Origin of the sequence: Streptomyces sp. NPDC050625 (genome assembly GCF_040654755.1) — a bacterium.
Lineage (GTDB): Bacteria > Actinomycetota > Actinomycetes > Streptomycetales > Streptomycetaceae > Streptomyces.
In genome coordinates this window covers 221,078-244,925 of the sequence record NZ_JBFAIQ010000002.1, presented here as the reverse complement: position 1 = coordinate 244,925, position 23,848 = coordinate 221,078, and the positions used below count along the sequence as shown (strand labels likewise).

Genomic DNA, 23,848 nt, shown 5'->3' with positions numbered 1-23,848 from the left:
TGACGTTCCGTGCACCGCCCGGAGGGTCTGTCATGCCGTTCCGGTGAGGTGTTCCGGCCGGACCGGCGTCCTGTTCAGCTCCAGGCCCGTCGCGTTGCGGATGGCCGCGAGGACGGCGGGAGTCGAGGACAGGGTGGGGGCCTCGCCGATGCCACGGAGCCCGTACGGGGCGTGGTCGTCGGCGAGTTCGAGCACATCGACGGGGATGGTCGGCGTGTCGAGAATCGTGGGGATGAGGTAGTCCGTGAAGGAGGGGTTCCTGACCTTCGCCGTCTTCGGGTCGACGATGATCTCCTCCATCACCGCCACGCCCAGGCCCTGGGTGGTGCCGCCCTGGATCTGGCCGATGACGGAGAGCGGGTTGAGCGCCTTGCCGACGTCCTGGGCGCAGGCCAGCTCGATCACCTTGACCAGGCCCAGTTCGGTGTCGACCTCGACGACGGCCCGGTGCGCGGCGAAGCTGTACTGGACATGGCCGTTGCCCTGGCCGGTGCGCAGGTCGAAGGGCTCGGTCGCGCGGTGCCGCCACTCGGCCTCGATCTCGACGGCCTCGTCTTCCAGCACGTCCACCAGGTCGGCGAGGACCTCGCCGGCGTCGGTGACGACCTTGCCGCCTTCGAGCAGCAGCTCCGCCGTCGCCCAAGCGGGGTGGTACGTACCGAACTTGCGGCGCCCGATCTCCAGCACCCGCTCGCGCACCAGCTCGCAGGAGTTCTTCACGGCGCCGCCGGTGACGTACGTCTGCCGGGAGGCCGAGGTCGAACCCGCCGAACCCACCTGGGTGTCGGCCGGGTGGATGGTCACCCGGGCGACGCCCAGCTCGGTTCGGGCGATCTGCGCGTGGACGGTGACACCGCCCTGGCCGACCTCCGCCATGGCCGTGTGCACGGTGGCCACGGGCTCGCCCGCGATGACCTCCATGCGGACCTTGGCGGTGGAGTAGTCGTCGAACCCCTCGGAGAAGCCGACGTTCTTGATGCCGACCGCGTAGCCGATGCCGCGTACGACGCCTTCGCCGTGCGTGGTGTTGGACAGTCCGCCGGGCAGCTGCCGTACGTCGGCGCCCTCGCTGCTCTCCCACTGGCGCTCCGGCGGCAGCGGCATCGCCTTGACGCGGCGCAGGAGTTCGGCGACCGGGGCCGGGGAGTCGACGGGCTGGCCCGTCGGCATGATGGTCCCCTGCTCCATCGCGTTCAGCTGCCGCAGCTCCACCGGGTCCATGCCGAGCTTCTTCGCAAGCTTGTCCATCTGCGCCTCGTAGGCGAAGCACGCCTGGACCGCGCCGAAGCCGCGCATGGCGCCGCACGGCGGGTTGTTGGTGTAGAGGGCGATCGCCTCGATCTCGACGTCGTCGACGACGTACGGCCCGATGCCGAGGGAGGCGGCGTTGCCGACGACGGCCGGGGAGGCGGAGGCGTACGCGCCGCCGTCCAGGACGATGCGGCACTTCACATGCGTCAGCTTGCCGTCCCGCGTGGCCCCGTGCTCGTAGTACAGCTTGGCCGGGTGGCGGTGGACGTGTCCGAAGAAGGACTCGAACCGGTTGTAGACGATCTTGACCGGCTTGCCGGTGCGCAGGGCCAGCAGGCAGGCGTGGATCTGCATCGACAGGTCCTCGCGGCCGCCGAACGCGCCGCCGACGCCCGCCAGCGTCATACGCACCTTGTCCTCGGGCAGGCCGAGCACGGGCGCGATCTGGCGCAGGTCGGAGTGCAGCCACTGGGTGGCGATGTAGAGGTGGACGCCGCCGTCCTCCTCCGGCACGGCGAGCCCCGACTCGGGGCCGAGGAAGGCCTGGTCCTGCATGCCGAAGGTGTACTCGCCCTCGACGATCACGTCCGCCCGCTCGCGGGCCGCCGTCACGTCGCCGCGGACGATCGGCTGGCGGTGGACGATGTTCGGATGCGGGACGTGCCCGGCGTGGTGGTCGTCGCGGCCCTCGTGGACGAGGATCGCGTCCGGCGCGGTCGCCGAGGCCTCGTCGGTGATGACCGGCAGGTCGCGGTACTCCACCTTGATCTTGGCGGCGGCGCGGCGCGCGGTCTCGGGATGGTCGGCGGCGACGATCGCGACCGGCTCGCCGTGGTGGCGTACCTTGCCGTGGGCCAGGACGGGGGTGTCCTGGATCTCCAGGCCGTAGTTCTTCACGTCGGTCGGCAGGTCGTCGTACGTCATGACGGCGTAGACGCCGGGGGTCGCGAGGGCCTCGCCCGTGTCGATCGAGACGATCTCGGCGTGGGCGACCGTGGAGCGCAGGATCTGGCCCCAGAGCATGTCCTCGTGCCACATGTCGGACGAGTACGCGAACTCGCCGGTGACCTTGAGGGTGCCGTCCGGGCGGAGCGTGGACTCGCCGATGCCGCCCTTGGTGTGGGAGCCCTGGGTGATTTTGGTGGGAGTGCCGATGGGGGCACCACCCTGCTCGAACGCAGTTGAGAGCTTGGGGGAAGGCATGCTCAGACAGCCTCTCCCTGCCGGGCGGCCGCCAGGCGGACCGCGTCCATGATCTTCTCGTAGCCCGTGCAGCGGCACAGGTTGCCCGACAGGGCCTCGCGGATGTCCGCGTCGGTCGGGTTGGGGTTGTTCTCCAGCATCTCGTCGGCGGCGACGAGCAGACCCGGGGTGCAGAAGCCGCACTGGACGGCTCCGGCGTCGATGAACGCCTGCTGGATCGGGGAGAGTTCGGTGCCCTCGCCGGTCTGGGAGTCGGAGGGCTCGGCTTCCCACAGCTGGGCGTCCTGCAGCGACGTACCGCAGGCGCCCGTCCCGCAGGAGCGCTGCTTGGCGTAGTCCGCGAGCCCCTCGACGGTGACGACCTCGCGGCCCTCGACTTGGCCGGCGGCGACGAGGCAGGAACACACCGGCACGCCGTCCAGGCGGACCGTGCAGGAGCCGCACTCACCCTGCTCGCAGGCGTTCTTGGAGCCGGGGAGCCCGAGGCGCTCGCGCAGGACGTAGAGCAGGGACTCGCCCTCCCAGACGTCGTCGGCTTCCTGCGGGCGTCCGTTGACAGTGAAGTTGACGCGCATTACGCGGCTCCCTCCGTGATGCGGCGGGCGCCGCGGTACGACTCCCAGGTCCAGGTGAGCGTCCTGCGGGCCATGACGCCGACCGCGTGGCGGCGGTAGCTCGCGGTGCCCCGGACGTCGTCGATCGGGTTGCAGGCGGCGGAGCACAGGTCCGCGAACTGCTTGGCGACCGACGGGGTGATGATCTTTCCGTTGTCCCAGAAGCCGCCCTCTTCGAGTGCCGCGTTCAGGAAGTCCTCGGCGGTCTTCGCCCGGACCGGGGTGGGCGCGGCCGAACCGATGCCGGTGCGGACCGTGCGGGTCTCGGGGTGCAGGGCGAGACCGAAGGCGCACACGGCGATGACCATGGCGTTGCGGGTGCCGACCTTGGAGTACTGCTGCGGGCCGTCCGCCTTCTTGATGTGGACGGCGCGGATCAGCTCGTCGGGGGCGAGCGCGTTGCGCTTCACGCCGGTGTAGAAGTCGTCGATCGGGATCAGCCGCGTGCCGCGCACCGACTCGGCCTCGACCTCGGCGCCCGCCGCCAGCAGGGCAGGGTGGGCGTCGCCGGCCGGGGAGGCGGTGCCGAGGTTGCCGCCGACGCCGCCGCGGTTGCGGATCTGCGGGGAGGCGACCGTGTGCGAGGCGAGGGCCAGGCCCGGCAGTTCGGCGCGCAGGTTCTCCATGATCCGGGTGTACGGCACGGAGGCGCCCAGCCGCACGCTCGCCTCGCCCACCTCCCACTCGTAGAGGTCGCCGATGCGGTTGAGGTCGAGGAGGTACTCGGGCCGCCTGTGGTCGAAATTGATCTCGACCATCACATCGGTGCCACCCGCAATCGGCACAGCGGAGGGGTGCTCGGCCTTCGCGGCGAGCGCCTCCTCCCAGCTGGCGGGGCGAAGGAAGTCCATGACCGGCTCTCTTCTTCGTCTCGGGGTCGTACGGAATGAGCCAGATCGTGTGCGGCGGGCCCGGCTCGTTCATGTGCTGTTCACGCTGAGTGGGCTCAGTACACAGCGCTGTGGTCCGGGGGGTCAGTCACGGAAACCATGAAGGAGTTGGCTGGCCAGCACGGGCATCTTGTAGATTCGTATGAATGGAGGCCATCAGAAACCTCTTCGTTTTCCTCTGGAAACACCACCGGGCCCCCGCCCCACTGAACCCTTCAAGATTCATCGTAGTTTTCGAGACAAAGAACGGCGGCGACGAGAATGCGGCTGCGCGCACTGCTGGACACCGATGCGCTGGGCCTGCGGCTGCTCGGCGGCGAGGACGAGCTCGACCGCGCCGTGCGTGGGGTGATGACCACCGATCTGCGCGACCCCAGCCGGTATCTCTCGGGCGGGGAGCTGGTGCTGACGGGGCTGGCCTGGCGCCGGGACGCGGAGGACTCCGAGCCGTTCGTACGGATCCTGGTGCAGGCGGGGGTGGCCGCGCTGGCCGCCGGTGAGGCCGAGCTCGGGGATGTGCCGGACGACCTGGTGCTGGCCTGCGCGCGGCACCGGATGCCGTTGTTCGCCGTGCATGAGTCGGTTGCGTTCGCAACGATTACCGAGCATGTGGTCCGGCAGGTCTCGGGCGAGCGGGCCGGTGATCTGGCGGCCGTGGTCGACCGGCACCGCCGGATGATGACCTCGGGCCCGGCGGGCGGCGGCCCGGACGTGGTCCTGGACCTCCTCGGCTCCGACCTGGACCTGCGGGCCTGGGTGCTCTCCCCCACCGGGCGGCTGATCGCGGGCTCGAAGGTCGCGGGCCCGGCCCTGCCCCCGGAGACCTGCGCCAGGCTCGCCGCCGAGCATCTGTCCGCCGTGCGCACCGGCCGTCGCGGACCGCACCGGGTGCTGCTGGGCTCGGCGCCCGCGCCCGTGTCGACGTACTCGCTGTTCCCGATCCGCAGCAGCGGCCGCTCCCCGCAGGGGGCCCGGGACGTGCGCGAGACGGTGCTGTCGGACTGGCTGCTCGCCGTGGAGGCGGATGCCGGGGAGTGGCCCGAGGAGCGCCTGGACCTGCTCCAGGGCGTCACCCAGCTGATCGCGGTCGAGCGGGACCGGCGGGACGCGTCGCGCACGGTGCGGCGGCGGCTCGCGCAGGAGGTCCTCGAACTGGTGCAGACGGGCGCCGCGCCCGCCGAGATCGCCGCGCGTCTGCGGGTGGCCGCGCCGGTGCTGCTGCCCGGCCTCGGCACGGCCCCGCACTGGCAGGTGGTCGTGGCGCGGGTCGAGTGGGACGAGGCCGAGGTCGAAGGGGGCCCGGTCGCCCAGTCGCTGCTGGAGGAGATCCTGGTCGACCCCCTCGCCACCGGACCCGAGCCCTCCGACCGGATCGCCGTCGCCCACACCGGTGATGAGGCCGTCGCGCTGGTCCCGCTGCCGGCCGTCTCGTCCGAGCACGACGGCTCGGAGACCGGGATCCTCGCCGACGAACTCCTGGAGACCGTACGGGACCCGCTGTCAGCGGGCCTGGGCGAGGACGGGCGGGTCACGCTGGGCGTCAGCGCGGCCGTGCACTCGGCGGAGGGGCTGCGGGGCGCGCTGGAGGAGGCACGGCATGCGCGGCGGGTGGCCGCGGCGCGCCCCGGACACGTGTGCGCGGCGGGCCACCAGGAGCTGGCCTCGCACGTGCTGCTGCTGCCGTTCGTGCCGGACGACGTCCGCCGGGCCTTCACCGCCCGCCTCCTGGATCCGCTGCGCGACTACGACCGCCGCCACCGCGCCGAGCTGATCCCGACGCTGGAGGCGTTCCTGGACTGCGACGGCTCCTGGACCCGCTGCGCCACCCGCCTTCACCTGCACGTCAACACGCTGCGCTATCGCATGGGGAGGATCGAGCAGTTGACGGGACGGGACCTGTCCCGGCTGGAGGACAAGCTCGATTTCTTCCTGGCGTTGCGGATGAGCTGAGGTCGCCCGGGCGGGCGACGGCGATGCGCCAACTGGTGGCGTGATCCCACGACTTTGTGAAATTATTCACCCACCCTCTTGGCCAGGCCAGTCGATTGGTGCTGGAATGCGGCCACCACTCAACAGCTCGATGGCGCGCTCGGGGAGGGCAACGTGGCGCATACCGCCATGTCTGGTAACGGAACGACCGCTGGCGACGATCCTCTCCAGACCGCGGTATGGCGGCTGCGCTCGCGGGCCTGCTGGGCCGACGCGGCCGCGCTGCTCCCGCCGGACGGCGCGGCGGCCACGCTGCAACGGGCCGGGCTGCTGGTCGAGCGATGTCTCTACACCGAGCGGGGCTGGGCGGAGGCCGAGGACGCGCTGCGTACGGCCGAGGCGCAGGCCCGCAGCGACGAGGAGCGGGGCGCGGCTGCTTGTGAACGCGGGCAACTTGCGTACGCGGCCACGATCCACGGGGTGCGGGACCGGGCCGACGAGGCGCGGGCGGCGCTGGGGCGGGCGGCAGCGCTGCTGCCTCCGGGGGTGCCGGGCCGGGCCCTGCTGGACTTCCGGCGCGGTCTGCTCGCCGAGAACCTGGCCCGTTCCCCGCAGGCGGCGCTGGCCGCGTACCGGCGCGCCCACGCGGCCGCCGCCGCGCACTCCGACCCGCTGCTGCTGTCCTTCACCTGGCGCCACCTCGCCGGACTGGCACTGCGCGAGGGCGAGTTGGCGGAGGCGAGGCACGGCTTCGCCGAATCCCTGCGCATCCGGGAGGAGTTGGGCTATCTGGTGGGTACGGCACCGGCCCTGGCCTCGCTGGCCGACGCGGAGTCGGAGCCGGAGGCGTCCCGGCTGCGGGAGGAGGCCCGCCGGCTGTTCCGCCTGCTCGGCGGCGTACCGACCTGGCTGGCCCGCCAGCTGGCCCCGCCGGCTCCGGGGGCGGCCACGGCCTGAGCGCGGACCCAGAGGGAACTGAGAGGTTCCTGTGCCAGGCTGGCGCGCCCGACCCCCTCACAGGAGTACCCCGATGAGCCTCGTCAATGGCCTGCCCGCACATGTCCTGCTCGTCCATTTCGTCGTCGTGCTCGTTCCGCTGACCGCGCTGGCCCTGGTGGTCTGCGCCGTGTGGCCGAAGGCCGCGCGGCGACTGGGCCCGCTGCTGCCCCTGCTCGCCTTCGTCGCGCTGGTGAGCGTGCCGCTGACCACTCAGGCCGGAGAGTGGCTGGAGGGGCACGTCGACGGCAACGCCCTGGTCCGCCGGCACGCCGAGCTGGGCGACGGGCTGCTGCCCTGGGCCGCGGGTCTGTTCGTCCTGGCGGCGGCGGTCTGGTGGGCGGGCCGCCGCCAGTCCACGCCGGACGCCGCGCAGCCCGGATCCCCCACGACGGCACGCCGCTACGCCCTCCCCCTGCGGATCACGTTCGCCGTACTGTCCCTGGCCGTGGCCTCGGGCGCGGTCCTGGACGTGTACCGCATCGGCGACTCCGGCGCGAAGGCCGCCTGGCACGACGGCTTCTCGAAGACGGCAAGCAACACGGGATCCGAGGACGACGGCTCCTGACCCCTTCGGGGCCCGCGCGCCGCGCGGGCTCCGACAGCGCACCCACCCCGCGGACCGGACGGCCCGACACCCCGCACCGGTACGCCCTGCCCCACATCACCAGCCCCGACACAAAGCCCGCCGCAGATCCAAAGGCAAGGCCCCTGAGCACACCGCTCAGCCCGCGCCAAACGCAGGCCAGGCCGCATCGGCGACTCCGGCACGACGGCCCCTCGAAGACCACAAGCGCTACAGGGCCGAAGGCAAGGTCCCTGACCCCCTCCGGGCCCCCGGTACAGCCGCGTCAGGCCCGCAGGTGTCCAGGCGGCGCAGTGTGGCGCTCAGGCCAAGCGGAGGCCGACCGGCCAGGACGGCCCCTCGAAGACCACAAGCACCACGGGACCGAAGGCGAGGTTTCTGACCCCCTCCGGGCCCCCTCTACAGGCCCCCTCCACAGGCCCCCGCCCCGCGCACCGCCCGCCGGGGCCGCGCGGACCCCAGCAGACTCCTCCGGCCGCGCCGAAGAACGGGCCAGGCCGGATCGGCCGGCACCGCGCGCCGGTACGCCAGCCCCCGCATCGGCGACTCCGGCACGACGGCCCCTCGAAGACCACAAGCGCTACAGGGCCGAAGGCAAGGTCCCTGACGCCCTCCGGGGCCCCGGTACAGCCGCGTCGGGACCGCAGACGTCCGCGTAGCGCAGTGCCGCGGGGCGTTCAGGTCGCGCCTGCGAAGTGTTCGCCCACCAGGGCGCGTACTACGTCCAGGTCCCGGGCGATCAGGGCCTCCAGCAGTGCCGTGTGTTCCGCCGCGTCGGCGATCAGGTCGGCGTGGCCCGGGCGCGGGGGGCCACCGACCAGGGGCCACTGGGAGCGGCGGTGCAGGTCCTCGGCGATCCGGACGAGCTGTTCGTTGCCGGAGAGGGCCAGGAGCGCGCTGTGGAAGGTGCGGTCGGACTCGGCGTACGTGGCGCGGCAGCCGGAGGTCGCGGCGCGCGTGGTGTCCTCGGCGAGGGGCCGTAGCTCGGCCCAGCGTGCGGCGGGCACCGTACGGGCGAGCCGCAGCATCACCGGCACCTCGATCAGCGCGCGGATCTCGACCAGCTCGGCCAGCTCCCGGGTGCCCCGCTCGACGACCCGGAACCCACGGTTCGGCACGACCTCGACCGCGCCCTCCAGCGCGAGCTGCTGCATGGCTTCCCGCACGGGCGTCGCGGAGACCCCGAACCGGTCACCGAGCGCGGGCGCCGAGTACACCTCGCCCGGCTTCAGCTCCCCCGTCACGAGCGCGGAGCGCAGCGCGTCGAGGATCTGGCCGCGCACGGACGAGCGCTGCACGACCACGCGCGGCTGCGGAATCGGCCGCTCACTGTGCGTGTGCTCGCCGCGGGCCCCCGGCGTCGAGGTGTCGCGCTCGCGTGCCACGTCCGCGGCGCGCGGCTGCGCGGGCACCCGCGCCGCGTCCGCCGGACGATCAGGAATCCCCGTTACGGCGGAGCCGTGTGCGCCCTGCTTCACGGGGGTCCTCCTCCGGGTTGTCGGCACTTGGGCTATTAACGGCGGGTTGTTACTCACCCGTCAAGCACCTTAGGCGCACAACGCGTCAGTTCAAATTCCGAACGAAGTGAGTAAGGTAAGGCTTGGCTTGCTTCTTCATCCGTCTCGATCTCTGACCGGTGGTCACGGCACGGCTCGGCGTCCACTAGGATCAGCGGCAACCGGGACACCCCCACGGAGACAGGCAGTTCACAACTTCCTCACTTTTCCCAGGAACTTTCCGTGGCCCCACCCGTACGGGTAGTCTTATTCGAACTCAACTCCCGCCCCTCAAGCGGCAGTTCGAGCAGAACGCCGCCCTGGGCATCCCCTTGCACTTCGTTGGCGGCCTCTTGCCCCGAAACCCCCTGAGGGACGTTGGGATTGGGCCACTATGGCGGGCGATACGCCCTATCCCAATGCAAGGGACCCCAGATGAGAGACATATCGCTGAACTGGCTGCTTCCGGGCGGCGTACTGCTCCTGGGCATGCTGGCGGCGGTTGCGGTGCTTGCGCGCGGTAAGCGCTCCTCGGGGAAGGACGCGAACGCGGACGACTCGTGGGAGCGCAGCGAGGAGCGCCGTCGGCGCAAGGAGGCCATATACGGCACCGCCTCCTATGTCCTTCTGTTCTGCTGTGCGGCGGTTGCCGCTGCACTCTCCTTCCACGGCCTGGTCGGCTTCGGCCAGCAGAACCTCGGCCTCACCGACGGCTGGGAGTACCTGGTGCCGTTCGGCCTCGACGGCGCGGCCATGTTCTGCTCCGTCCTCGCGGTGCGCGAGGCCAGCCACGGTGACGCGGCCCTCGGCTCCCGGATCCTCGTATGGACGTTCGCGGGCGCCGCGGCCTGGTTCAACTGGGTGCACGCACCCCGGGGCATCGGCCACGACGGCGCCCCCCAGTTCTTCTCCGGCATGTCACTGTCGGCCGCCGTGCTCTTCGACCGCGCGCTGAAGCAGACCCGCCGGGCCGCGCTGCGTGAGCAGGGCCTGGTGCCCCGTCCGCTGCCGCAGATCCGTATCGTCCGCTGGCTGCGGGCCCCCCGCGAGACCTACAAGGCCTGGTCGCTGATGCTCCTGGAGGGCGTGCGCAGCCTGGACGAGGCGGTCGAGGAGGTGCGCGAGGACCAGCGTCAGAAGGAGCAGACGCGGCTGCGCCGCCGCGAGCAGCAGCGGGTCGAGCGTGCCCAGCTCAAGGCGATCAGCCGCGGGCACCGCGGTTTCGTCGGCCGCCACGCCGGCCGGCAGATGGAGGTGCACGAGGTGGAACGCGGCTCCTCCCAGGTCACCGCGGAGCCTGCCATATCCGCGCCGGAAGCGCTGCCCGTACGCTCTCGGCCCTCCCTTCAGCCGGTCCGCAAAGGGTCTGACCCGATCGCGGTCGACCTGACCGCGGAGGACGACACCATGGCGCTGCCGCGGCTCGACTCCCTGGAGCGCAAGCTCAAGGACCTTGAGCAGCAGTTCGGCTAGTGCCTGTCCGGCGGATCAGGCCGGCTCCAGGCAACGGTGCCTCATCAGCGCAGGTGAGCGGGGCATGGTGCGTCCAGCTGCAAGGCGGAGGAGGGCGTCGACGCGGAGCGTCGGCAACCGACGACAACGCCTGGGGGTCCCCCCCTGCTCGAAGAGCTTGGGGGAGGGCGTGCCATGCCCCGCGACTCCGGCATGATCCGCCGGACAGGCCCTACTCCGGCCGGGGCCGGACACCACTCGGGACGGGGGTGTGACCTTCAGGGTCACGCCCCCGTCCCGTTGCCGTGGCTCACGCGGCCTCCGCGCCGAGTTCGAACCACACCGACTTCCCCACCCCGTGCGCCCTTACGCCCCACGCGTCCGCGAGGGACTGCACCAGCACCAGCCCCCTGCCGTGCGTGCCCTCGTCGGCCTTCGGTGCGCACATCCTCGGCCTGCGGGCGACGAAGTCCCGCACCTCCACCCGCAGTCCACGCGGGCCGAGGACGGCTGTCAGGACGGCGTCGCGGTCGGTGTGGACGAGGGCGTTGGTGACAAGTTCGCTGGTGAGCAGTTCGGCGATCTCGGAGCGGCCCGGCTTTCCCCAGTGCCTCAGGAGCTCGCGCAGTGCCCTGCGTGCCTCGGGCACCTCCCGCAGGTCCGCGCGGCCCAGCCGGCGCCTGAGCTGCGGTGCGTGCGTCTGCTCCACGACGTTGATGTTGACGGTCTCTTCCCCCACTGCCTTCGCCGAGGAGGCCCCGATCGCCACGGGACCGCCCCCTCGTGCCTGCCTCTTCATGACCCCCGCCCGCACGCTGTTGCCGGTACCCCTCCTGATCGAACACCTTCACGGGGATCCATGCCCCGTGCGTCCGGGGGCAGTCATGTCGAAAAGTCAACAACCAGCTCTTCGGCCACGGTTGGAGGGGACTTCAGGGCAGGCTCCAGTGCCCCCGCGTCCAGGTTCCGGACCTGGGGTCCGCAGTACGCCGCCACGGGTGCCCCGTCAAGGGCCTAACGGTTCCGTTCTGCCGATCCGGCCGCCGCCATGGCGGAGACCGGGCACGCGATACGCCGCAGGGACGATTCTGCGGGGCCGGTGAAACTGGCCGGAATCAAACGGTCCCCACAGCCTGAGCATCCCGTCAGGGCCGGGGCACGTTCCGCAGGTTGGACCGGGCCATCTGCACCATGCGCCCCACCCCGCCGTCCAGCACCATCTTCGACGCGGACAGGGCGAACCCCTTGACCATCTCGGCCTTGATCTTGGGCGGGATGGACAGGGCGTTGGGGTCGGTGACGACGTCGACGAGGGCCGGCCCGGGGTGCTTGAGGGCGTCCCTCAGGGAACCGGCGAGCTGCTTGGGCTTCTCGACCCGGATCCCGAAGGCACCGCAGGCACGGGCCACGGCGGCGAAGTCCGGGTTGGTGGTGGCCGTCCCGTACGAGGGCAGCCCGGCGACCAGCATCTCCAACTCGACCATGCTCAGGGAGGAGTTGTTGAACAGTACGACCTTCACCGGCAGGTCGTACTGCACCAGGGTCAGGAAGTCGCCCATCAGCATGGAGAACCCGCCGTCCCCGGACATCGACACGACCTGCCGGCCCCGGTCGGTGAACTGCGCCCCGATCGCCATCGGCAGCGCGTTCGCCATCGAGCCGTGCGAGAACGAACCGATGACCCGGCGGCGGCCGTTGGGCGAGATGTAGCGGGCGGCCCAGACGTTGCACATCCCGGTGTCCACGGTGAACACCGCGTCCTCGGCCGCGAGTTCATCGAGTACGGAGGCCACGTACTCGGGATGGATCGGGACGTGCTTCTCCACCTTGCGGGTGTAGGCCTTGACCACGCCCTCCAGCGCGTCCGCGTGCTTCTTCAGCATCCGGTCGAGGAAGCGCCGGTCGTCCTTGGGCCGCACCCGCGGGGTGAGACAGCGCAGCGTCTCGCGCACATCGCCCCACACGGCGAGGTCGAGCCGGGAGCGGCGGCCGAGCACCTCGGGCCGCACGTCGACCTGGACGATGGCGACGTCGTCGGGCAGGAACGCGTTGTACGGGAAGTCGGTGCCGAGCAGGATCAGCAGATCGCACTCGTGGGTGGCCTCGTAGGCGGCGCCGTAGCCGAGCAGACCGCTCATGCCGACGTCGTACGGGTTGTCGTACTGGATCCACTCCTTGCCGCGCAGCGCGTGGCCCACCGGGGACTTGATCTTCCCCGCGAACTCCATCACCTCGGGGTGCGCGCCCGCCGTGCCGCTGCCGCAGAACAGGGTGACCCTCTCGGCCCTGTCGATCATCTCGACGAGCCGGTCGATCTCGGCGTCGCCCGGGCGCACCGAGGGCCGGGAGGTGACCAGGGCAGCCTCGGCTGTCTTGTCCGGGGCGGGTTCGTCGGCGATGTCGCCGGGCAGGGACACCACGCTCACGCCGCGCTGCCCGACCGCGTGCTGGATGGCGGACTGCAGCAGCCGGGGCATCTGTTTGGGGCTGGAGATCAGCTCGCAGTAGTGACTGCACTCGCCGAACAGCCGGTCGGGGTGGGTCTCCTGGAAGTAGCCGAGGCCGATCTCGCTGGACGGGATCTGCGAGGCGAGGGCGAGCACCGGGGCCATGGAGCGGTGGGCGTCGTACAGGCCGTTGATGAGGTGCAGATTGCCCGGGCCGCAGGAGCCGGCGCAGGCCGCCAGCTTCCCGGTGATCTGCGCTTCCGCGCCCGCCGCGAAGGCGGCCGTCTCCTCGTGCCGTACGTGGATCCAGTCGATGGCGGAGTTGCGGCGGACGGCGTCGACGACCGGGTTGAGGCTGTCGCCGACGACGCCGTACATGCGGCGTACGCCGGCGCGGACGAGGATGTCGACGAACTGCTCGGCGACGTTCTGCTTGGCCATGGCTCTCGCGTGCCCCTTCGTCTCCGGAGTGACCGTCAGGTGCCATCGGGTGCGATCGGGTGCCCTCCGGTGCCGTCCGGTCTCTGCGAGATCCATGAATTCACAGGGTGCGCGGTTACGCCTCCCAGACGGCGGCCACCGTACGGTCGTCGGCGTACCCCTTCACCCGCACCTGGGTGTCCGCGAGGAACGCGGCCAGACCGGGTGGGGTGCCACGGGACCAGCGCCGGGCCAGGTAGGCGCAGAGGGCGGGCTCGCCGCGCAGCGGGTCGGCGAGCCCTCCGCTGCACATCAGCAGGGCATCGCCCGGACGGGCGACGGAGGCACGGAAGCGGAAGGGTTCGCGGGGTGGTTCGGGGGCCGGCTCGTACGGACTCGGGGGCGTCGGGATGCCCAGGTCCATGGTGAGCCGGTCGCCCTGCGGGGTCTCGGACGGCAGCGAGCCGAAGCCGACCACCGCCTCACCGGTGGTGTCGTCGGCCGTGACCCGCGGCTCGATGTCCTGCCACTCCCCGCTCCGCAGCCGGAACAGCCCGCCTTCGCCGATCCCGAAGAACACGCGTGTACGGCACTCCGGGTGGGCGGGCAGCAGCAGACAGCGCAAGGTCGCCGAGTACTCCTCCGGGTCGATGCCCTGCTCGGCGGCGCTGGCGCGGAGCTTGCCGAGGCTGCGGTCGGTGAGCCGGTGCAGGCCGGACTTCAGGTCACCGCGCCGGGCGGCCCGGATGTCCTCGCCGAGCCGCTGCTGGCTGCGTCCGACGGCCCGCCCGATCAACTGACAGGCCTCGGCCGCCGCCCGGTGCGCCCCCGGCGTGGCCCGCGCGCCGGTCGCCAGGGCCACGAGGATCAGCGCCTGCTCCCCCGACCCGAACCGCGCGGTGAGCAACGAGTCGCGGCGCGGCTCCCCGCGGTACCGCGCGGAATCCCCCCGCACGGACACGGCCCGCAGCGTGCACGCCCCGTACCGGGCCCCGTCGAGCACCGTGTCCGCGACCAGGTCGTCCAGCTCGTCGGGGTCGGCGACGGGCAGCGCGGTGGGTTCGGCGTCATAGGTGGGCGGCCCGGATCCGACGTAGTCGACGGTGGCGGCGGGCGGCGGGACGACGGGCATATCGAGCTGAGTGGCAGCAGGGCCACCCTGCCGGACGTCAGGCGCGCTGTCCGGCAGGTCCCTGAAGCCCGGGGGCTTGGGGCCCGGTGGGAACGCCGCGGGGCCCTCGGGCGCCTCGGGCGGCGGCTCCCAGGGGGCGCGCTGCCGTGGAGGTCCCTCGTCCGGCGCGGTGGGCGCGCGTTGCGGCGGGACCGTGGACTCCACGCCGGGGGGCGCGTCAAAGGGGGCGTCCCCCTTCGCCGTACCCGATCGTGGGTCCACCGTGTCCGCCGCCGAGGCGAACCGGTCGTCCAGGGAGTCGGCCGTGGCCGTGGGCCCGGCGTCGTCGGTGGAGTCGTCGTACAGCTGCCCCCACCAGTCGTCCTCATGACGGGTGGGCCTACCCCCCTGCTGGCTCATGCCCCTAATTGTCCACCGCACGGGCCGTATGAAAACGGGGCATCCCGAAAAACCGGCGCACCTGCCGGCCGTACCCGCCGTACCGAGGGACGCGGCGAACTGCCGTACGAGGCAAGGCGATACGCACAACGCCGCCGGGCGGCCCCACCCCCCACGGGAGGACCGCCCGGCGACACCGTTGATCAACTGATCGGTGCCGCCACCTTGGCAGAGTGACCGCCGGTACGGCGATGATGTGCCGAGGCGGGATTGCGCCGTGGCCGGTTTCCGCCATGGCCGCCCGTGTCACGGCTTGTCTCAGGGGAGGGACGAGGGCTGATGCTCGCGGCGATAGGGCTGGACGAGACGCACGAGTCGGCGTACCGGGCACTCGTGTCCGTGGGCGCCGCCGACGTGGCCGATCTCGCCCGGCGCCTGACACTGGCCGAGCACGACACCGAGCGCGCCCTGCGCCGACTGGAGCGGCACGGCCTCGCGGCGCAGTCCTCGGCCCGCCCCGGCCGCTGGGTCGCCGCGCCCCCGGGCGTGGCGCTGGGCGCGCTGCTCATCCAGCAGCGGCACGAACTGGAGAAGGCCGAGCTGGCGGCGGCCCTGCTCGCCGAGGAGTACCGCGCGGCGGCCGCGGAGCCCGCGGTGCACGACCTGGTCGAGGTGGTGACCGGCGCGTCCGCGGTCACCCAGCGCTTCCTCCAGCTCCAGCTCGGCGCGAGCGTCGAGGTCTGCGCGCTGGTCACCGGCAACCCGGCCGTCGTCTCCGGCATGGACAACGACGCCGAGGAGCAGGCCGCCGGACGCGGGGTCCGCTACCGGGTGGTCGTCGAGCGGGCCGTGCTCGACCGGCCGGACGGCATCACCGAGCTGACCGCGGCGCTGGACCGTGGCGAGCGGGTACGGGTGGTGGACCGGGTGCCGACCAAGCTGGTGGTCGCCGACCGCACGCTGGCCATGGTGCCACTCACCTCGCACACCGGCGAACCGGCCGCGCTGGTCGTGCACGCCAGCGGCCTGCTGGAACTGCTCTCGGGGCTGTTCGAGTCGGTGTGGCGGGACGCGCTGCCGCTGCGGCTGGGTGCGCAGGGGGTCGTCGAGGAGCAGCCGGACGGTCCCGACGGCACCGATCTGGAGGTGCTCTCGCTGCTGCTCGCCGGGCTGACCGACGCCAGCGTCGCCAAGCAGCTCGACCTGGGCCTGCGGACCGTACAGCGACGGGTGAAGCGGCTGATGGAGCTGACCGGTGTGACGACCCGGCTCCAGCTGGGCTGGCACGCCCACGAGCGGGGCTGGGTGGCCAGGGACGACCACTGACCCGGCGCTTGGCCTGCGCCACCGCCCCGGCTCCGGCACGCTGGGCAGATGGGAGTGCCCGAGCTCCTGCTGGTCGGCCTGGTGATCGTGCTGGGCCTGTGCGGAGTGCTGGTGCCCGGGGTACCGGGGTCGTGGCTGGTGTGGGCCGGGGTCCTGTGGTGGGCGCTGACGGATCCGCAGCCGCTGGCCTGGGGTGTCCTGGTGGGCGCCACCGGCGTACTGCTGCTCTCCCTGGTGGTGCGCTGGGCGCTCCCGCCCCGGCGGCTGCGCGAGAGCGGCGCCACGCCCCGGATGGGGGTGTACGCGGGCGCCGGTGCCTTCCTCGGCTTCTTCCTGCTTCCCGTGCTGGGCGCGATCCCCGGCTTCATGGCCGGGATCTACCTCCACGAACGACTGCGTCTGGGCCGTCATGGCGAGGCCATGGCCGCGCTGCGTACGACGATGCGCTCGGGCGGCGCCGGCGTGCTGGCGGAGCTGTTCGCCTGCCTGCTGATCGCGGGGGCGTGGCTGGGCGCGGTGATCGGGGGCTGACGCGTCAGCCGACGACGGCCGGCTCGACGGCGTCGGCCAGCACCCGCATGCCCGCGTCGTTGAAGTGCAGATGGTCGCCCGGGTCGTAGTCGGGCCGGATCCGCTCGGGCGACGCCGGGTCGCGCACGACGGCGTCGAGGTCGACCACCGCGTCGAAGACCCCGCCGGTGCGGATGAGGGCGTTGACCTTCTGCCGTACCGCCTCACGGGCCGCCGTGAAGGCGGAGTAGCCGCCGTACGGCGTGAGGGTCGCGCCGACGACCCGGATGCCGAGGGCGTGCGCGCGGGTCACGATCTCGCGGTACGCCTCCACGAAGGCGACCGGGTCGCTCGCCTCCGGTGAGCCCTTGATGTCGTTGATGCCCTCAAGGACGATCAGCGCGCGCACCCCGGCCCGGGACAGCGCGTCGGCGTCGAGCCGGGCCAGGGCGCTGGGCCCGACGCCGTCCCGCAGGAGGCGGTTGCCGGCGAGGCCCGCGTTGAGGACGCCCAGCCGGCGGCCCTGGAGGCGTTCGGCGAGCCGGTCGGGCCAGCGGTGATTGGCGTCGGTGGTGGAGCCGTTGCCGTCGGTGAGGGAGTCCCCGAAGGCGACGACACTGCCGGCGGCCGTGCCGCGCACGTCGACGCCGGTGACGTAGTACCAGTAGTGGATCTTGGCCGAGTAGGCCGTACCGTCCTCGTCGGCGGCCCGTTGCTCGCCCTGCGCGGCCACATAGCTGGTCTGGAGGGCCGTGCGGTGGTACGTCGCGGGGCCCGAGTCGGCGGGCGTGAAGACCGTGACCAGCAGATCGGCGGCGGCCGGCACGGCCAGCGACACCGGGTCGGTGAGCACGTCCCAGCCCGGCGGCAGGTTGACGGACTCGGCCCCGCTGAAGGTGGCGACGCGCATCGAACCGGCCACGGCCGCCGGACCGCCGCCCGCCCGCCGCAGGGCGACCGTGACCGCGCCCAGCGTCAGGGGCACTGTGCCGAACCGGTTGCTGAGCCTGATCCGCACGGCCGTCCCACCGACACTGGTGTGCACGACGTTGCGGATGGCGGCGCCGGGAAGCGCGGGAGCGGTCCCCGAGGGGGCGGTCTCCCAGGTGCCGGTCCAGACGGACGACAGCACGGGAGCCGCGTCGGCCGTCGCGGTCGGCGCGGTGACACCGAAGGACAGGAGCAGTAGCAGCAGTGCGAGAACCCGCCCGGCCTTGACCATGTGCCCGCCCGCCCTTCCCCGTCGCCCGCTGGAGGTGACGGTGACACACGGACGCGGTAGTACGACGGAACGTCACCGCGGAATCCACCCGCACGGCCCAGCCGGCCGTTTCGGACTAGGCCGACGGCCCTAGGGGACCCTAGGGCGATGTACCGATGTACCGGGCGGGGCGGGCGTGTTCGACTGGTGCCATGACCGGATTCAGCGAGGCCGAGCGGGCGTATCTGGCGTCACAGCGGCTGGGACGGCTGGCCACCGTCGACGCACACGGGCAGCCGCAGGCGAACCCCGTGGGCTTCTTCCCGCAGGACGACGGGACGATCCTGATCGGCGGCCGCTCGATGGGCACCACCAAGAAGTGGCGCAACCTCCGGACGAACCCGAAGGTCGCGCTGGTCGTGGACGACATCGTCAGCACGCGGCCGTGGAAGGTCCGCGGTGTCGACATCCGCGGGGAGGCCGAACTCCTCGTCGGCCCGCACGACTTGGGGCCTTACATGAGCGAGGAGGTCATCCGCGTCCATCCTCGCCGGATCATCAGCTGGGGCCTGGAGGACGACGGGGGCTAGGCACCCGCCGTACCCAGCGCCCCCTCCCTCGTGAGCAGCCACACCTTCCGGTCGAGCCCGCCCGCGTAGCCGGTCAGGGATCCGTCCGCGCCGATCACCCGGTGGCACGGGCGGACGACCAGCAGTGGGTTGGCGCCGATCGCGCCGCCGACGGCCCGTACGGCGGCCCGGGAGGCGCCGATCCGTGCGGCGATCTCGCCGTACGTCGTGGTCGCGCCGTACGGGACGGAGTCGAGGGCGGCCCAGACCCGCTCCCGGAACTCGGTGCCCGGGCTGCGCAACTCCAGCCGGAACTCCTTGAGTTCACCGGCGAAGTAGGCGGCGAGCTGTTCCTCGGCCGCCCGGAACGGCCCGCGGTCCTGCCGCCAGTCCGCCAGGACCGTACGGCCGCCCTTCTGCCCGGGCACGGACAGCGAGGTCAGCGCCCCGTCCGGGTCGGCGGTGAGCAGCAGCGGGCCGAGCGGCCCGTCCACCCGGGTCCAGTACGTCATGCGGACTCCAACTCCTTTTGCACACGCAGGTGTTGTACGGCGTAGGAACGCCAGGGCCGCCAGCCGTCGGGCACGTCCTCGCCCGGCGGGGCCACGTCGGGGTCGCCGAGCGCGCGGACCCGGACGGCGGCGACCACGGCCGGGTCCATACCGGGCAGGGCGAGCAGCGCCGCCTCCGTGTCGTCCCGGTCGGCGCCCGGGTCGAGCCGTACGGTGCCGTCGGCGAGCGCGGTGGCCAGCGCGCCCAGGGTGCCGTGCGGCTCGGCCTCCGCGAGGACGGCGGGCTCGGGGAACAGATGGGTCAGGCTGCCGCTGGGGGCGTCCAGCGCCTTGCCGTACCGCAGGACGAGCCGCTCGGCCTCCGACCGCCCGACCAGGGCCCGTACCGCGAACTCCGCCGGATCGGCGGCGCCGGGCGAGCGCAGTCCCGGGCGGGCGGCGACCAGCGGAGCGAGCCGCTCGTCACCGCCGAGCCGCTCGTCGACTGCGTACGGATCGGCGTCGAGGTCGAACAGCCGGCGCAGCCGCTGCACGGCGGTGGTCAGGTCCCGCGGGTCGGTCAGCCGCAGCCGGGCGTCGAGCCAGCCGCCGGGATGCGCGGCGCTCCCCGCGCCCGGGGCGCCGGTGCGCTCCTCGACGGCGACGGTCCCGGTGCCGTACGGCAGCCGCAGCGTGCGCCGGTAGGTACGCCGGCCGGGCTCGCCGCAGGCCTCCTCGACCCCGCTCACGGCCTCGCGGGCGAGCAGGTCGAAGACGGCGCCGGACTGATACGGCCCCCGGTACGCGAGGCGCAGTGGGATCCCGGCGCCGGGGGCGGCCCGGCGTGCGCCCCGCTCCCGGGGCGCGGCGGCCCGCACCTCGGTCGGCGTCGAGTCGTACACGGCCCGGATCGTGTCGTTGAACTGGCGCACGCTGGCGAATCCGGCGGCGAAGGCGATCTCGGTGACCGGCAGTCCGGTGGTCTGCAGCAGCACGCGCGCGGTGTGCGCCCGCTGGGCCCGGGCGAGTGCGACGGGACCGGCGCCCAGCTCCGCGGTGAGCTGCCGCTGCACCTGCCGCGTGCTGTAGCCCAGCCGCTCGGCGAGCCCGGCGACGCCCTCCCGGTCGACCACGCCGTCCCCGATCAGCCGCATCGCCCGGCCCACCACGTCCGCCCGGACGTTCCAGTCGGCGGAGCCCGGCACGGCGTCCGGACGGCACCGCCGGCAGGCCCGGAACCCGGAACCCTGCGCGGCGGCGGCCGTCGCGTAGAACCGCACGTTGTGCCGCTTCGGCGTCACGGCCGGGCAGCTGGGCCGGCAGTAGATCCCGGTGGTCTCGACGGCGAAGAAGAACTCCCCGTCGAACCGGGCGTCCCGGCTCCGCACGGCCTCGTACCTGGTGTCTTCGTCCATCACGCTTCCAGTGTGAGCGATGGACACCGGGCCGGGCTGGCGGATATCAGACACGCACCTGACGGGTCCGGCCGACACCGTCCAGCCCGTCGGGCGACGGCCGCACCGGCATCGACACCGGTGCCGGCACCGGCGCCCTCGCCGTCACCGGGCGGCTACCGCCAACGCCCCCGCTTCAGCTCCATCGCCGCCTTCCCTTCCGCCCCCTTCCGCTTCCAGTCGCGCCGAAGCTCCGCGCGGACCCGCGCATCGGTCTTGGCCACGATCCACTGGTTCTCCCGCATGAGCTTGCGGTAGCTCTCCAGCCGCCGCTGCGGCAGTTCCCCGGCGTCGACGGCGGCCAGCACCGCGCACCCGGGCTCCGACTCATGGGCGCAGTCGTGGAACCGGCAGCGCTGTGCCAGCTCCTCGATCTCGGAGAAGACCTGTCCGACCCCGGTCTCGGCGTCCCAGAGCCCGACGCCCCGCAGCCCGGGGGTGTCGATCAGCACGCCTCCGCCTGGCAGGGCGAGCAGATTGCGTGTGGTGGTCGTGTGCCGCCCCTTGCCGTCCATGTCCCGGATGGCCTGGACGTCCATCACGTCCTGTCCGACCAGCGCGTTGGCGAGCGTCGACTTGCCCGCGCCGGACTGCCCGAGCAGCACGGAGGTACCCCCGGCGGCGAGCGCCACGAGCACGTCGAGCCCCTCGCCGTACAGGGCGCTGACGGTCAGCACCGGCACACCGGGCGCGATCGTCTCCACGTCCTGGACGAGGTACGACAGGGCCGTCGCGTCCGGCACGAGGTCTGCCTTGGTGAGCACGACCACGGGCTGCGCCCCCGATTCCCAGGCCAGGGCCAGGAACCGCTCGATGCGGCCGAGGTCGAGTTCGGCGGCGAGCGACACGGCGACGATCGCGTGGTCGACGTTGGCGGCGAGGATCTGCCCCTCGGACCGCTTGGAGGAGGTGGAGCGCACGAAGGCGGTACGGCGCGGCAGACACGTCCGTACGTAGCGCGGGTTGCCACCGGGCTCGACGGCGACCCAGTCACCGGTGCACACGACCCGCAGCGGGTCGTGCGGGGTGACGAAGGCGGTGTCCGCCCGTACGACCCCGCCGGCGGTGACGACGTCGCACTGCCCTCGGTCGACGCGGACGACGCGCCCGGGCAGCAGTCCTTCGGAGTCGTGCGGGGCGAACTGCTCCGCCCATGCCTCGTCCCAGCCGTAGGGAGCGAGAGCGGAGAAAGCATTGCTGGAAGTCAAGGGGAACCCTTCACAAGGGCGGCCCCGGCCCCGCGCAGATGTGCGCTGGGAGAAAGGTCAGCCGGAGGCCACGGAGGTGGAGTGGATGCTCTTCTGGTTGCGGGCAGCGCCCATCACAGAGACAGCCATCGGTCACACCTCCCGTTCCTCACGCGGTCGACAGCGGCGGCCGACGGCCGCCGCGCGAATCAGCCCTCACCCTAGAGCGGCACGCACCCGTGCGCCACCGGTTTCCGGCACGGGCCGCCGGGCTGTGCTACGGTTTTCGCGTTGCAGTTGTGGTACCCATGAACCTATGTGCGCCTGACGGGAATGTTTCTCCTTCGGGCGCATTATTTGTTTTCCGGCATCTCCGGATGGGGCCTCTGCCTACAGAAGGAGAAAGTCATGGCACAGGGAACCGTGAAGTGGTTCAACTCTGAAAAGGGTTTCGGCTTCATCGCGCAGGACGGCGGCGGCCCCGACGTCTTCGCCCACTACTCGAACATCGCGACCCAGGGCTTCCGTGAGCTCCAGGAAGGCCAGCGGGTCTCCTTCGACGTCACGCAGGGCCAGAAGGGCCCGCAGGCGGAGAACATCGTCCCCGCCTGATCGCCGGACGCGTATCCGCTCACCGGGGTCCGCACCGTCATGGTGCGGACCCCGGTTTGTGCTGTTTCCAGGAAGGCAGAGAACTGCATGTCCCGCAGGTCGCAGAAGCCGAATCGGCGCGCCTCGTCACCCCGGCCGTCCGCGTCGTCGTCGAGGGAATTCCGGCTGCCGGAAAGCACGACACCCGCACTGCCCGCCGTCGAGGACTTCGCCGGTATGGGCATGCCCGCGGGGCTGCTGAAGACCCTCACCGCGCAAGGCGTCACCACCCCCTTCCCCATCCAGGCCGCCACGCTGCCCAATTCACTCGCCGGCCGTGACCTGCTGGGGCGGGGACGCACCGGCTCCGGCAAGACCCTCGCGTTCGGGCTGGCGCTCCTGGCCCGCACGGCCGGGCTGCGCGCGCAGTCCAAGGCGCCCCTCGCCCTCGTGCTGGTGCCCACCCGGGAACTCGCCCAGCAGGTGGCGGACGCGCTGACCCCCTACGCGACGGCGGTGAACCTCCGGCTGGCCACCGTGGTCGGCGGGCTGTCCATCACCAAGCAGGCGGGTGCGCTCCGGCGCGGCGCCGAGGTGGTCGTGGCGACGCCCGGCAGGCTCAACGACCTCGTGGAACAAGGGGACTGCGTACTCGACGCCGTACGCATCACGGTGCTGGACGAAGCCGACCAGATGACCGACATGGGTTTCCTGCCGCAGATCACCAAGCTGATCCGGCAAGTACGGCCCGACGGACAGCGCATGCTCTTCTCGGCCACCCTCGACGCCAATATCGACCGGCTTGTGCAGCAATTCCTGACCGACCCCGTGGTGCACTCCGTGGACCCGTCCGCGGGGGCGGTGACCACCATGGAGCACCACGTGCTCCACGTCCTGGACGAGACCGACAAGAAGGCCGTCACCACGCGCATCGCGGCCCGTGACGGCCGGGTCATCCTCTTCCTCGACACCAAGAGGTCCGCCGACCGGCTCGCCAAGCGGCTCCTGGCCGTCGGTGTCCGCGCGGCGGCACTGCACGGAGGCCGCTCCCAGCCGCAGCGGACCCGCACCCTGGAGCAGTTCAAGAACGGCCAGGTCACCACGCTGGTGGCGACGAACGTCGCGGCCCGGGGCATACACATCGACGACCTCGACCTCGTCGTGAACGTCGATCCCCCCGCCGACCACAAGGACTACCTCCACCGGGGCGGCCGCACGGCCCGCGCCGGCGGCTCGGGCAGCGTGGTCACTCTGGTCCTGCCCGAGCAGAGACATGACGTCACCCGGCTCATGTCGGACGCGGGCATCCGCCCCCGTACGGCCCGCATCAAGTCGGGCGACCCGGAACTGGTCACCCTCACCGGCGCCCGCGAGCCTTCGGGCGTGCCCGTCACCATCGAGGTCCCCCCGCCGACGACACCGACGGCGTCCCGCCCGGACCGGAAGACCGGCACCCAGCGCGGCAGACGGTCCGGCCGCCGACGAGCGGCGGCCGGCGGAGCCACGGGCGGTGCCACGGGCGGAGCTGCCGGCACCGGCGGTCGCGCCTCCGGCGGCCGCGGCTCCGACCGCCGAGGCGGCCGCCGCACCTCGGCCACCTAGCGCGGCATCAGGCACCACGCACCCCAGTACCACATCATGTGCTGGGCGAACCGCCCAGACCGAAAAGTCACACCAAAACACCCAACTTCTGGGCGCAGCACGGAAGTCGGAGCCACAATGCGT

20 protein-coding genes are annotated in these 23,848 nt (G+C 72.3%); 9 read left to right on the top strand and 11 right to left on the bottom strand.

Features of this window, described 5'->3' with window-relative positions; all coding sequences use genetic code 11:
- Positions 1–30 precede the first annotated feature (30 nt).
- The 3 genes from AB0I54_RS05350 to AB0I54_RS05340 are packed head-to-tail and all read right to left on the bottom strand — an operon-like array spanning position 31 to position 3,919.
- On the bottom strand, positions 31–2,454 hold the full coding sequence (locus tag AB0I54_RS05350; RefSeq protein WP_363294548.1) for a molybdopterin cofactor-binding domain-containing protein: 2,424 nt from the start codon (positions 2,452–2,454) through the stop codon (positions 31–33).
- Positions 2,455–2,456: 2 nt separating this feature from the next.
- The gene (locus AB0I54_RS05345; RefSeq protein WP_363294546.1) at positions 2,457–3,029 is read right to left on the bottom strand and encodes a (2Fe-2S)-binding protein; all 573 of its coding nucleotides are present in this window, start codon (positions 3,027–3,029) and stop codon (positions 2,457–2,459) included.
- Complete coding sequence (locus AB0I54_RS05340) at positions 3,029–3,919, bottom strand: xanthine dehydrogenase family protein subunit M (protein WP_363294545.1); 891 nt, start codon at positions 3,917–3,919, stop codon at positions 3,029–3,031. The genes AB0I54_RS05345 and AB0I54_RS05340 overlap by 1 nt, the downstream gene beginning before the upstream one ends.
- 300 nt (positions 3,920–4,219) lie before the next feature.
- On the opposite strand from AB0I54_RS05340, the gene AB0I54_RS05335 reads away from it, so the two are divergent.
- The 3 genes from AB0I54_RS05335 (at position 4,220) to AB0I54_RS05325 (ending at position 7,451) form a co-directional block, all read left to right on the top strand.
- Positions 4,220–5,908 (top strand): PucR family transcriptional regulator ligand-binding domain-containing protein, encoded by a 1,689-nt coding sequence (locus AB0I54_RS05335; protein WP_363294544.1) that lies wholly within the window; start codon positions 4,220–4,222, stop codon positions 5,906–5,908.
- A gap of 153 nt (positions 5,909–6,061) precedes the next feature.
- Complete coding sequence (locus AB0I54_RS05330) at positions 6,062–6,844, top strand: hypothetical protein (RefSeq protein WP_363294543.1); 783 nt, start codon at positions 6,062–6,064, stop codon at positions 6,842–6,844.
- 73 nt (positions 6,845–6,917) lie between these two features.
- A complete protein-coding gene (locus AB0I54_RS05325; RefSeq protein ID WP_363294542.1) occupies positions 6,918–7,451 on the top strand; it encodes a DUF2231 domain-containing protein in 534 nt (177 codons plus the stop codon).
- A gap of 695 nt (positions 7,452–8,146) precedes the next feature.
- Here AB0I54_RS05325 and AB0I54_RS05320 read toward each other — a convergent pair.
- On the bottom strand, positions 8,147–8,947 hold the full coding sequence (locus AB0I54_RS05320; protein WP_363294541.1) for a GntR family transcriptional regulator: 801 nt from the start codon (positions 8,945–8,947) through the stop codon (positions 8,147–8,149).
- A 453-nt stretch (positions 8,948–9,400) separates the two neighbouring features.
- Here AB0I54_RS05320 and AB0I54_RS05315 point away from each other — a divergent pair, with 453 nt between their 5' ends.
- Positions 9,401–10,438 carry a DUF2637 domain-containing protein gene (locus AB0I54_RS05315; RefSeq protein ID WP_363294540.1) on the top strand — a complete coding sequence of 346 codons (1,038 nt, stop codon included), beginning with the start codon at positions 9,401–9,403 and terminating at the stop codon, positions 10,436–10,438.
- Positions 10,439–10,727: 289 nt separating this feature from the next.
- Here AB0I54_RS05315 and AB0I54_RS05310 read toward each other — a convergent pair whose 3' ends face one another.
- The 3 genes from AB0I54_RS05310 to AB0I54_RS05300 form a co-directional block, all read right to left on the bottom strand.
- Positions 10,728–11,216, bottom strand: a complete 489-nt coding sequence (locus AB0I54_RS05310) for an ATP-binding protein (RefSeq protein WP_363294539.1) — start codon at positions 11,214–11,216, stop codon at positions 10,728–10,730.
- Positions 11,217–11,562: 346 nt separating this feature from the next.
- Positions 11,563–13,305, bottom strand: coding sequence for a pyruvate dehydrogenase (locus tag AB0I54_RS05305; RefSeq protein ID WP_363294538.1), 1,743 nt, complete (start codon positions 13,303–13,305; stop codon positions 11,563–11,565).
- A 115-nt stretch (positions 13,306–13,420) separates the two neighbouring features.
- Positions 13,421–14,815, bottom strand: a complete 1,395-nt coding sequence (locus AB0I54_RS05300) for a protein phosphatase 2C domain-containing protein (protein ID WP_363294537.1) — start codon at positions 14,813–14,815, stop codon at positions 13,421–13,423.
- A gap of 318 nt (positions 14,816–15,133) precedes the next feature.
- On the opposite strand from AB0I54_RS05300, the gene AB0I54_RS05295 reads away from it, so the two are divergent.
- Positions 15,134–16,120: a helix-turn-helix domain-containing protein gene (locus AB0I54_RS05295; RefSeq protein WP_363294536.1), complete on the top strand. Its 987-nt coding sequence runs from the start codon at positions 15,134–15,136 to the stop codon at positions 16,118–16,120.
- Positions 16,121–16,168: 48 nt separating this feature from the next.
- Positions 16,169–16,651: a DUF456 domain-containing protein gene (locus AB0I54_RS05290; RefSeq protein WP_363294535.1), complete on the top strand. Its 483-nt coding sequence runs from the start codon at positions 16,169–16,171 to the stop codon at positions 16,649–16,651.
- A gap of 4 nt (positions 16,652–16,655) precedes the next feature.
- On the opposite strand, the gene AB0I54_RS05285 is transcribed toward AB0I54_RS05290, so the two are convergent.
- On the bottom strand, positions 16,656–17,852 hold the full coding sequence (locus AB0I54_RS05285) for an SGNH/GDSL hydrolase family protein (protein ID WP_363294534.1): 1,197 nt from the start codon (positions 17,850–17,852) through the stop codon (positions 16,656–16,658).
- Between the two features lie 191 nt (positions 17,853–18,043).
- Between AB0I54_RS05285 and AB0I54_RS05280 the strand changes: the two genes are divergently transcribed.
- Positions 18,044–18,421: a PPOX class F420-dependent oxidoreductase gene (locus AB0I54_RS05280; protein WP_363294533.1), complete on the top strand. Its 378-nt coding sequence runs from the start codon at positions 18,044–18,046 to the stop codon at positions 18,419–18,421.
- Here AB0I54_RS05280 and AB0I54_RS05275 read toward each other — a convergent pair.
- The 3 genes from AB0I54_RS05275 to rsgA all read right to left on the bottom strand — a co-directional run bounded on the left by AB0I54_RS05275 (position 18,418) and on the right by rsgA (position 21,553).
- Positions 18,418–18,912 (bottom strand): methylated-DNA--[protein]-cysteine S-methyltransferase, encoded by a 495-nt coding sequence (locus tag AB0I54_RS05275; RefSeq protein ID WP_363294532.1) that lies wholly within the window; start codon positions 18,910–18,912, stop codon positions 18,418–18,420. The two genes, AB0I54_RS05280 and AB0I54_RS05275, sit on opposite strands and share 4 nt — an antisense overlap.
- The gene (locus tag AB0I54_RS05270; RefSeq protein WP_363294980.1) at positions 18,909–20,306 is read right to left on the bottom strand and encodes an AlkA N-terminal domain-containing protein; all 1,398 of its coding nucleotides are present in this window, start codon (positions 20,304–20,306) and stop codon (positions 18,909–18,911) included. Before AB0I54_RS05270 ends, AB0I54_RS05275 begins: the two co-directional genes overlap by 4 nt.
- A 155-nt stretch (positions 20,307–20,461) precedes the next feature.
- Positions 20,462–21,553, bottom strand: coding sequence for a ribosome small subunit-dependent GTPase A (gene rsgA / locus AB0I54_RS05265; protein ID WP_363294531.1), 1,092 nt, complete (start codon positions 21,551–21,553; stop codon positions 20,462–20,464).
- Between the two features lie 387 nt (positions 21,554–21,940).
- Here rsgA and AB0I54_RS05260 point away from each other — a divergent pair, with 387 nt between their 5' ends.
- A complete protein-coding gene (locus AB0I54_RS05260) occupies positions 21,941–22,144 on the top strand; it encodes a cold-shock protein (RefSeq protein WP_020943502.1) in 204 nt (67 codons plus the stop codon).
- 87 nt (positions 22,145–22,231) lie between these two features.
- Entirely contained in the window at positions 22,232–23,725 is a 1,494-nt protein-coding gene (locus tag AB0I54_RS05255) for a DEAD/DEAH box helicase (RefSeq protein WP_363294530.1), read from the top strand.
- The last annotated feature ends 123 nt before the right edge of the window (positions 23,726–23,848 follow it).

Bases quoted from the DNA above. Each gene is read 5' to 3' on its own strand.
- AB0I54_RS05350 (WP_363294548.1), bottom strand. From the start codon at position 2,454: ATGCCTTCCCCCAAGCTCTCAACTGCGTTCGAGCAGGGTGGTGCCCCC.
- AB0I54_RS05345 (WP_363294546.1), bottom strand. From the start codon at position 3,029: ATGCGCGTCAACTTCACTGTCAACGGACGCCCGCAGGAAGCCGACGAC.
- AB0I54_RS05340 (WP_363294545.1), bottom strand. From the start codon at position 3,919: ATGGACTTCCTTCGCCCCGCCAGCTGGGAGGAGGCGCTCGCCGCGAAG.
- AB0I54_RS05335 (WP_363294544.1), top strand. From the start codon at position 4,220: ATGCGGCTGCGCGCACTGCTGGACACCGATGCGCTGGGCCTGCGGCTG.
- AB0I54_RS05325 (WP_363294542.1), top strand. From the start codon at position 6,918: ATGAGCCTCGTCAATGGCCTGCCCGCACATGTCCTGCTCGTCCATTTC.
- AB0I54_RS05315 (WP_363294540.1), top strand. From the start codon at position 9,401: ATGAGAGACATATCGCTGAACTGGCTGCTTCCGGGCGGCGTACTGCTC.
- AB0I54_RS05310 (WP_363294539.1), bottom strand. From the start codon at position 11,216: ATGAAGAGGCAGGCACGAGGGGGCGGTCCCGTGGCGATCGGGGCCTCC.
- AB0I54_RS05305 (WP_363294538.1), bottom strand. From the start codon at position 13,305: ATGGCCAAGCAGAACGTCGCCGAGCAGTTCGTCGACATCCTCGTCCGC.
- AB0I54_RS05300 (WP_363294537.1), bottom strand. From the start codon at position 14,815: ATGAGCCAGCAGGGGGGTAGGCCCACCCGTCATGAGGACGACTGGTGG.
- AB0I54_RS05295 (WP_363294536.1), top strand. From the start codon at position 15,134: ATGCTCGCGGCGATAGGGCTGGACGAGACGCACGAGTCGGCGTACCGG.
- AB0I54_RS05290 (WP_363294535.1), top strand. From the start codon at position 16,169: ATGGGAGTGCCCGAGCTCCTGCTGGTCGGCCTGGTGATCGTGCTGGGC.
- AB0I54_RS05285 (WP_363294534.1), bottom strand. From the start codon at position 17,852: ATGGTCAAGGCCGGGCGGGTTCTCGCACTGCTGCTACTGCTCCTGTCC.
- AB0I54_RS05280 (WP_363294533.1), top strand. From the start codon at position 18,044: ATGACCGGATTCAGCGAGGCCGAGCGGGCGTATCTGGCGTCACAGCGG.
- AB0I54_RS05275 (WP_363294532.1), bottom strand. From the start codon at position 18,912: ATGACGTACTGGACCCGGGTGGACGGGCCGCTCGGCCCGCTGCTGCTC.
- AB0I54_RS05270 (WP_363294980.1), bottom strand. From the start codon at position 20,306: ATGGACGAAGACACCAGGTACGAGGCCGTGCGGAGCCGGGACGCCCGG.
- AB0I54_RS05260 (WP_020943502.1), top strand. From the start codon at position 21,941: ATGGCACAGGGAACCGTGAAGTGGTTCAACTCTGAAAAGGGTTTCGGC.
- AB0I54_RS05255 (WP_363294530.1), top strand. From the start codon at position 22,232: ATGTCCCGCAGGTCGCAGAAGCCGAATCGGCGCGCCTCGTCACCCCGG.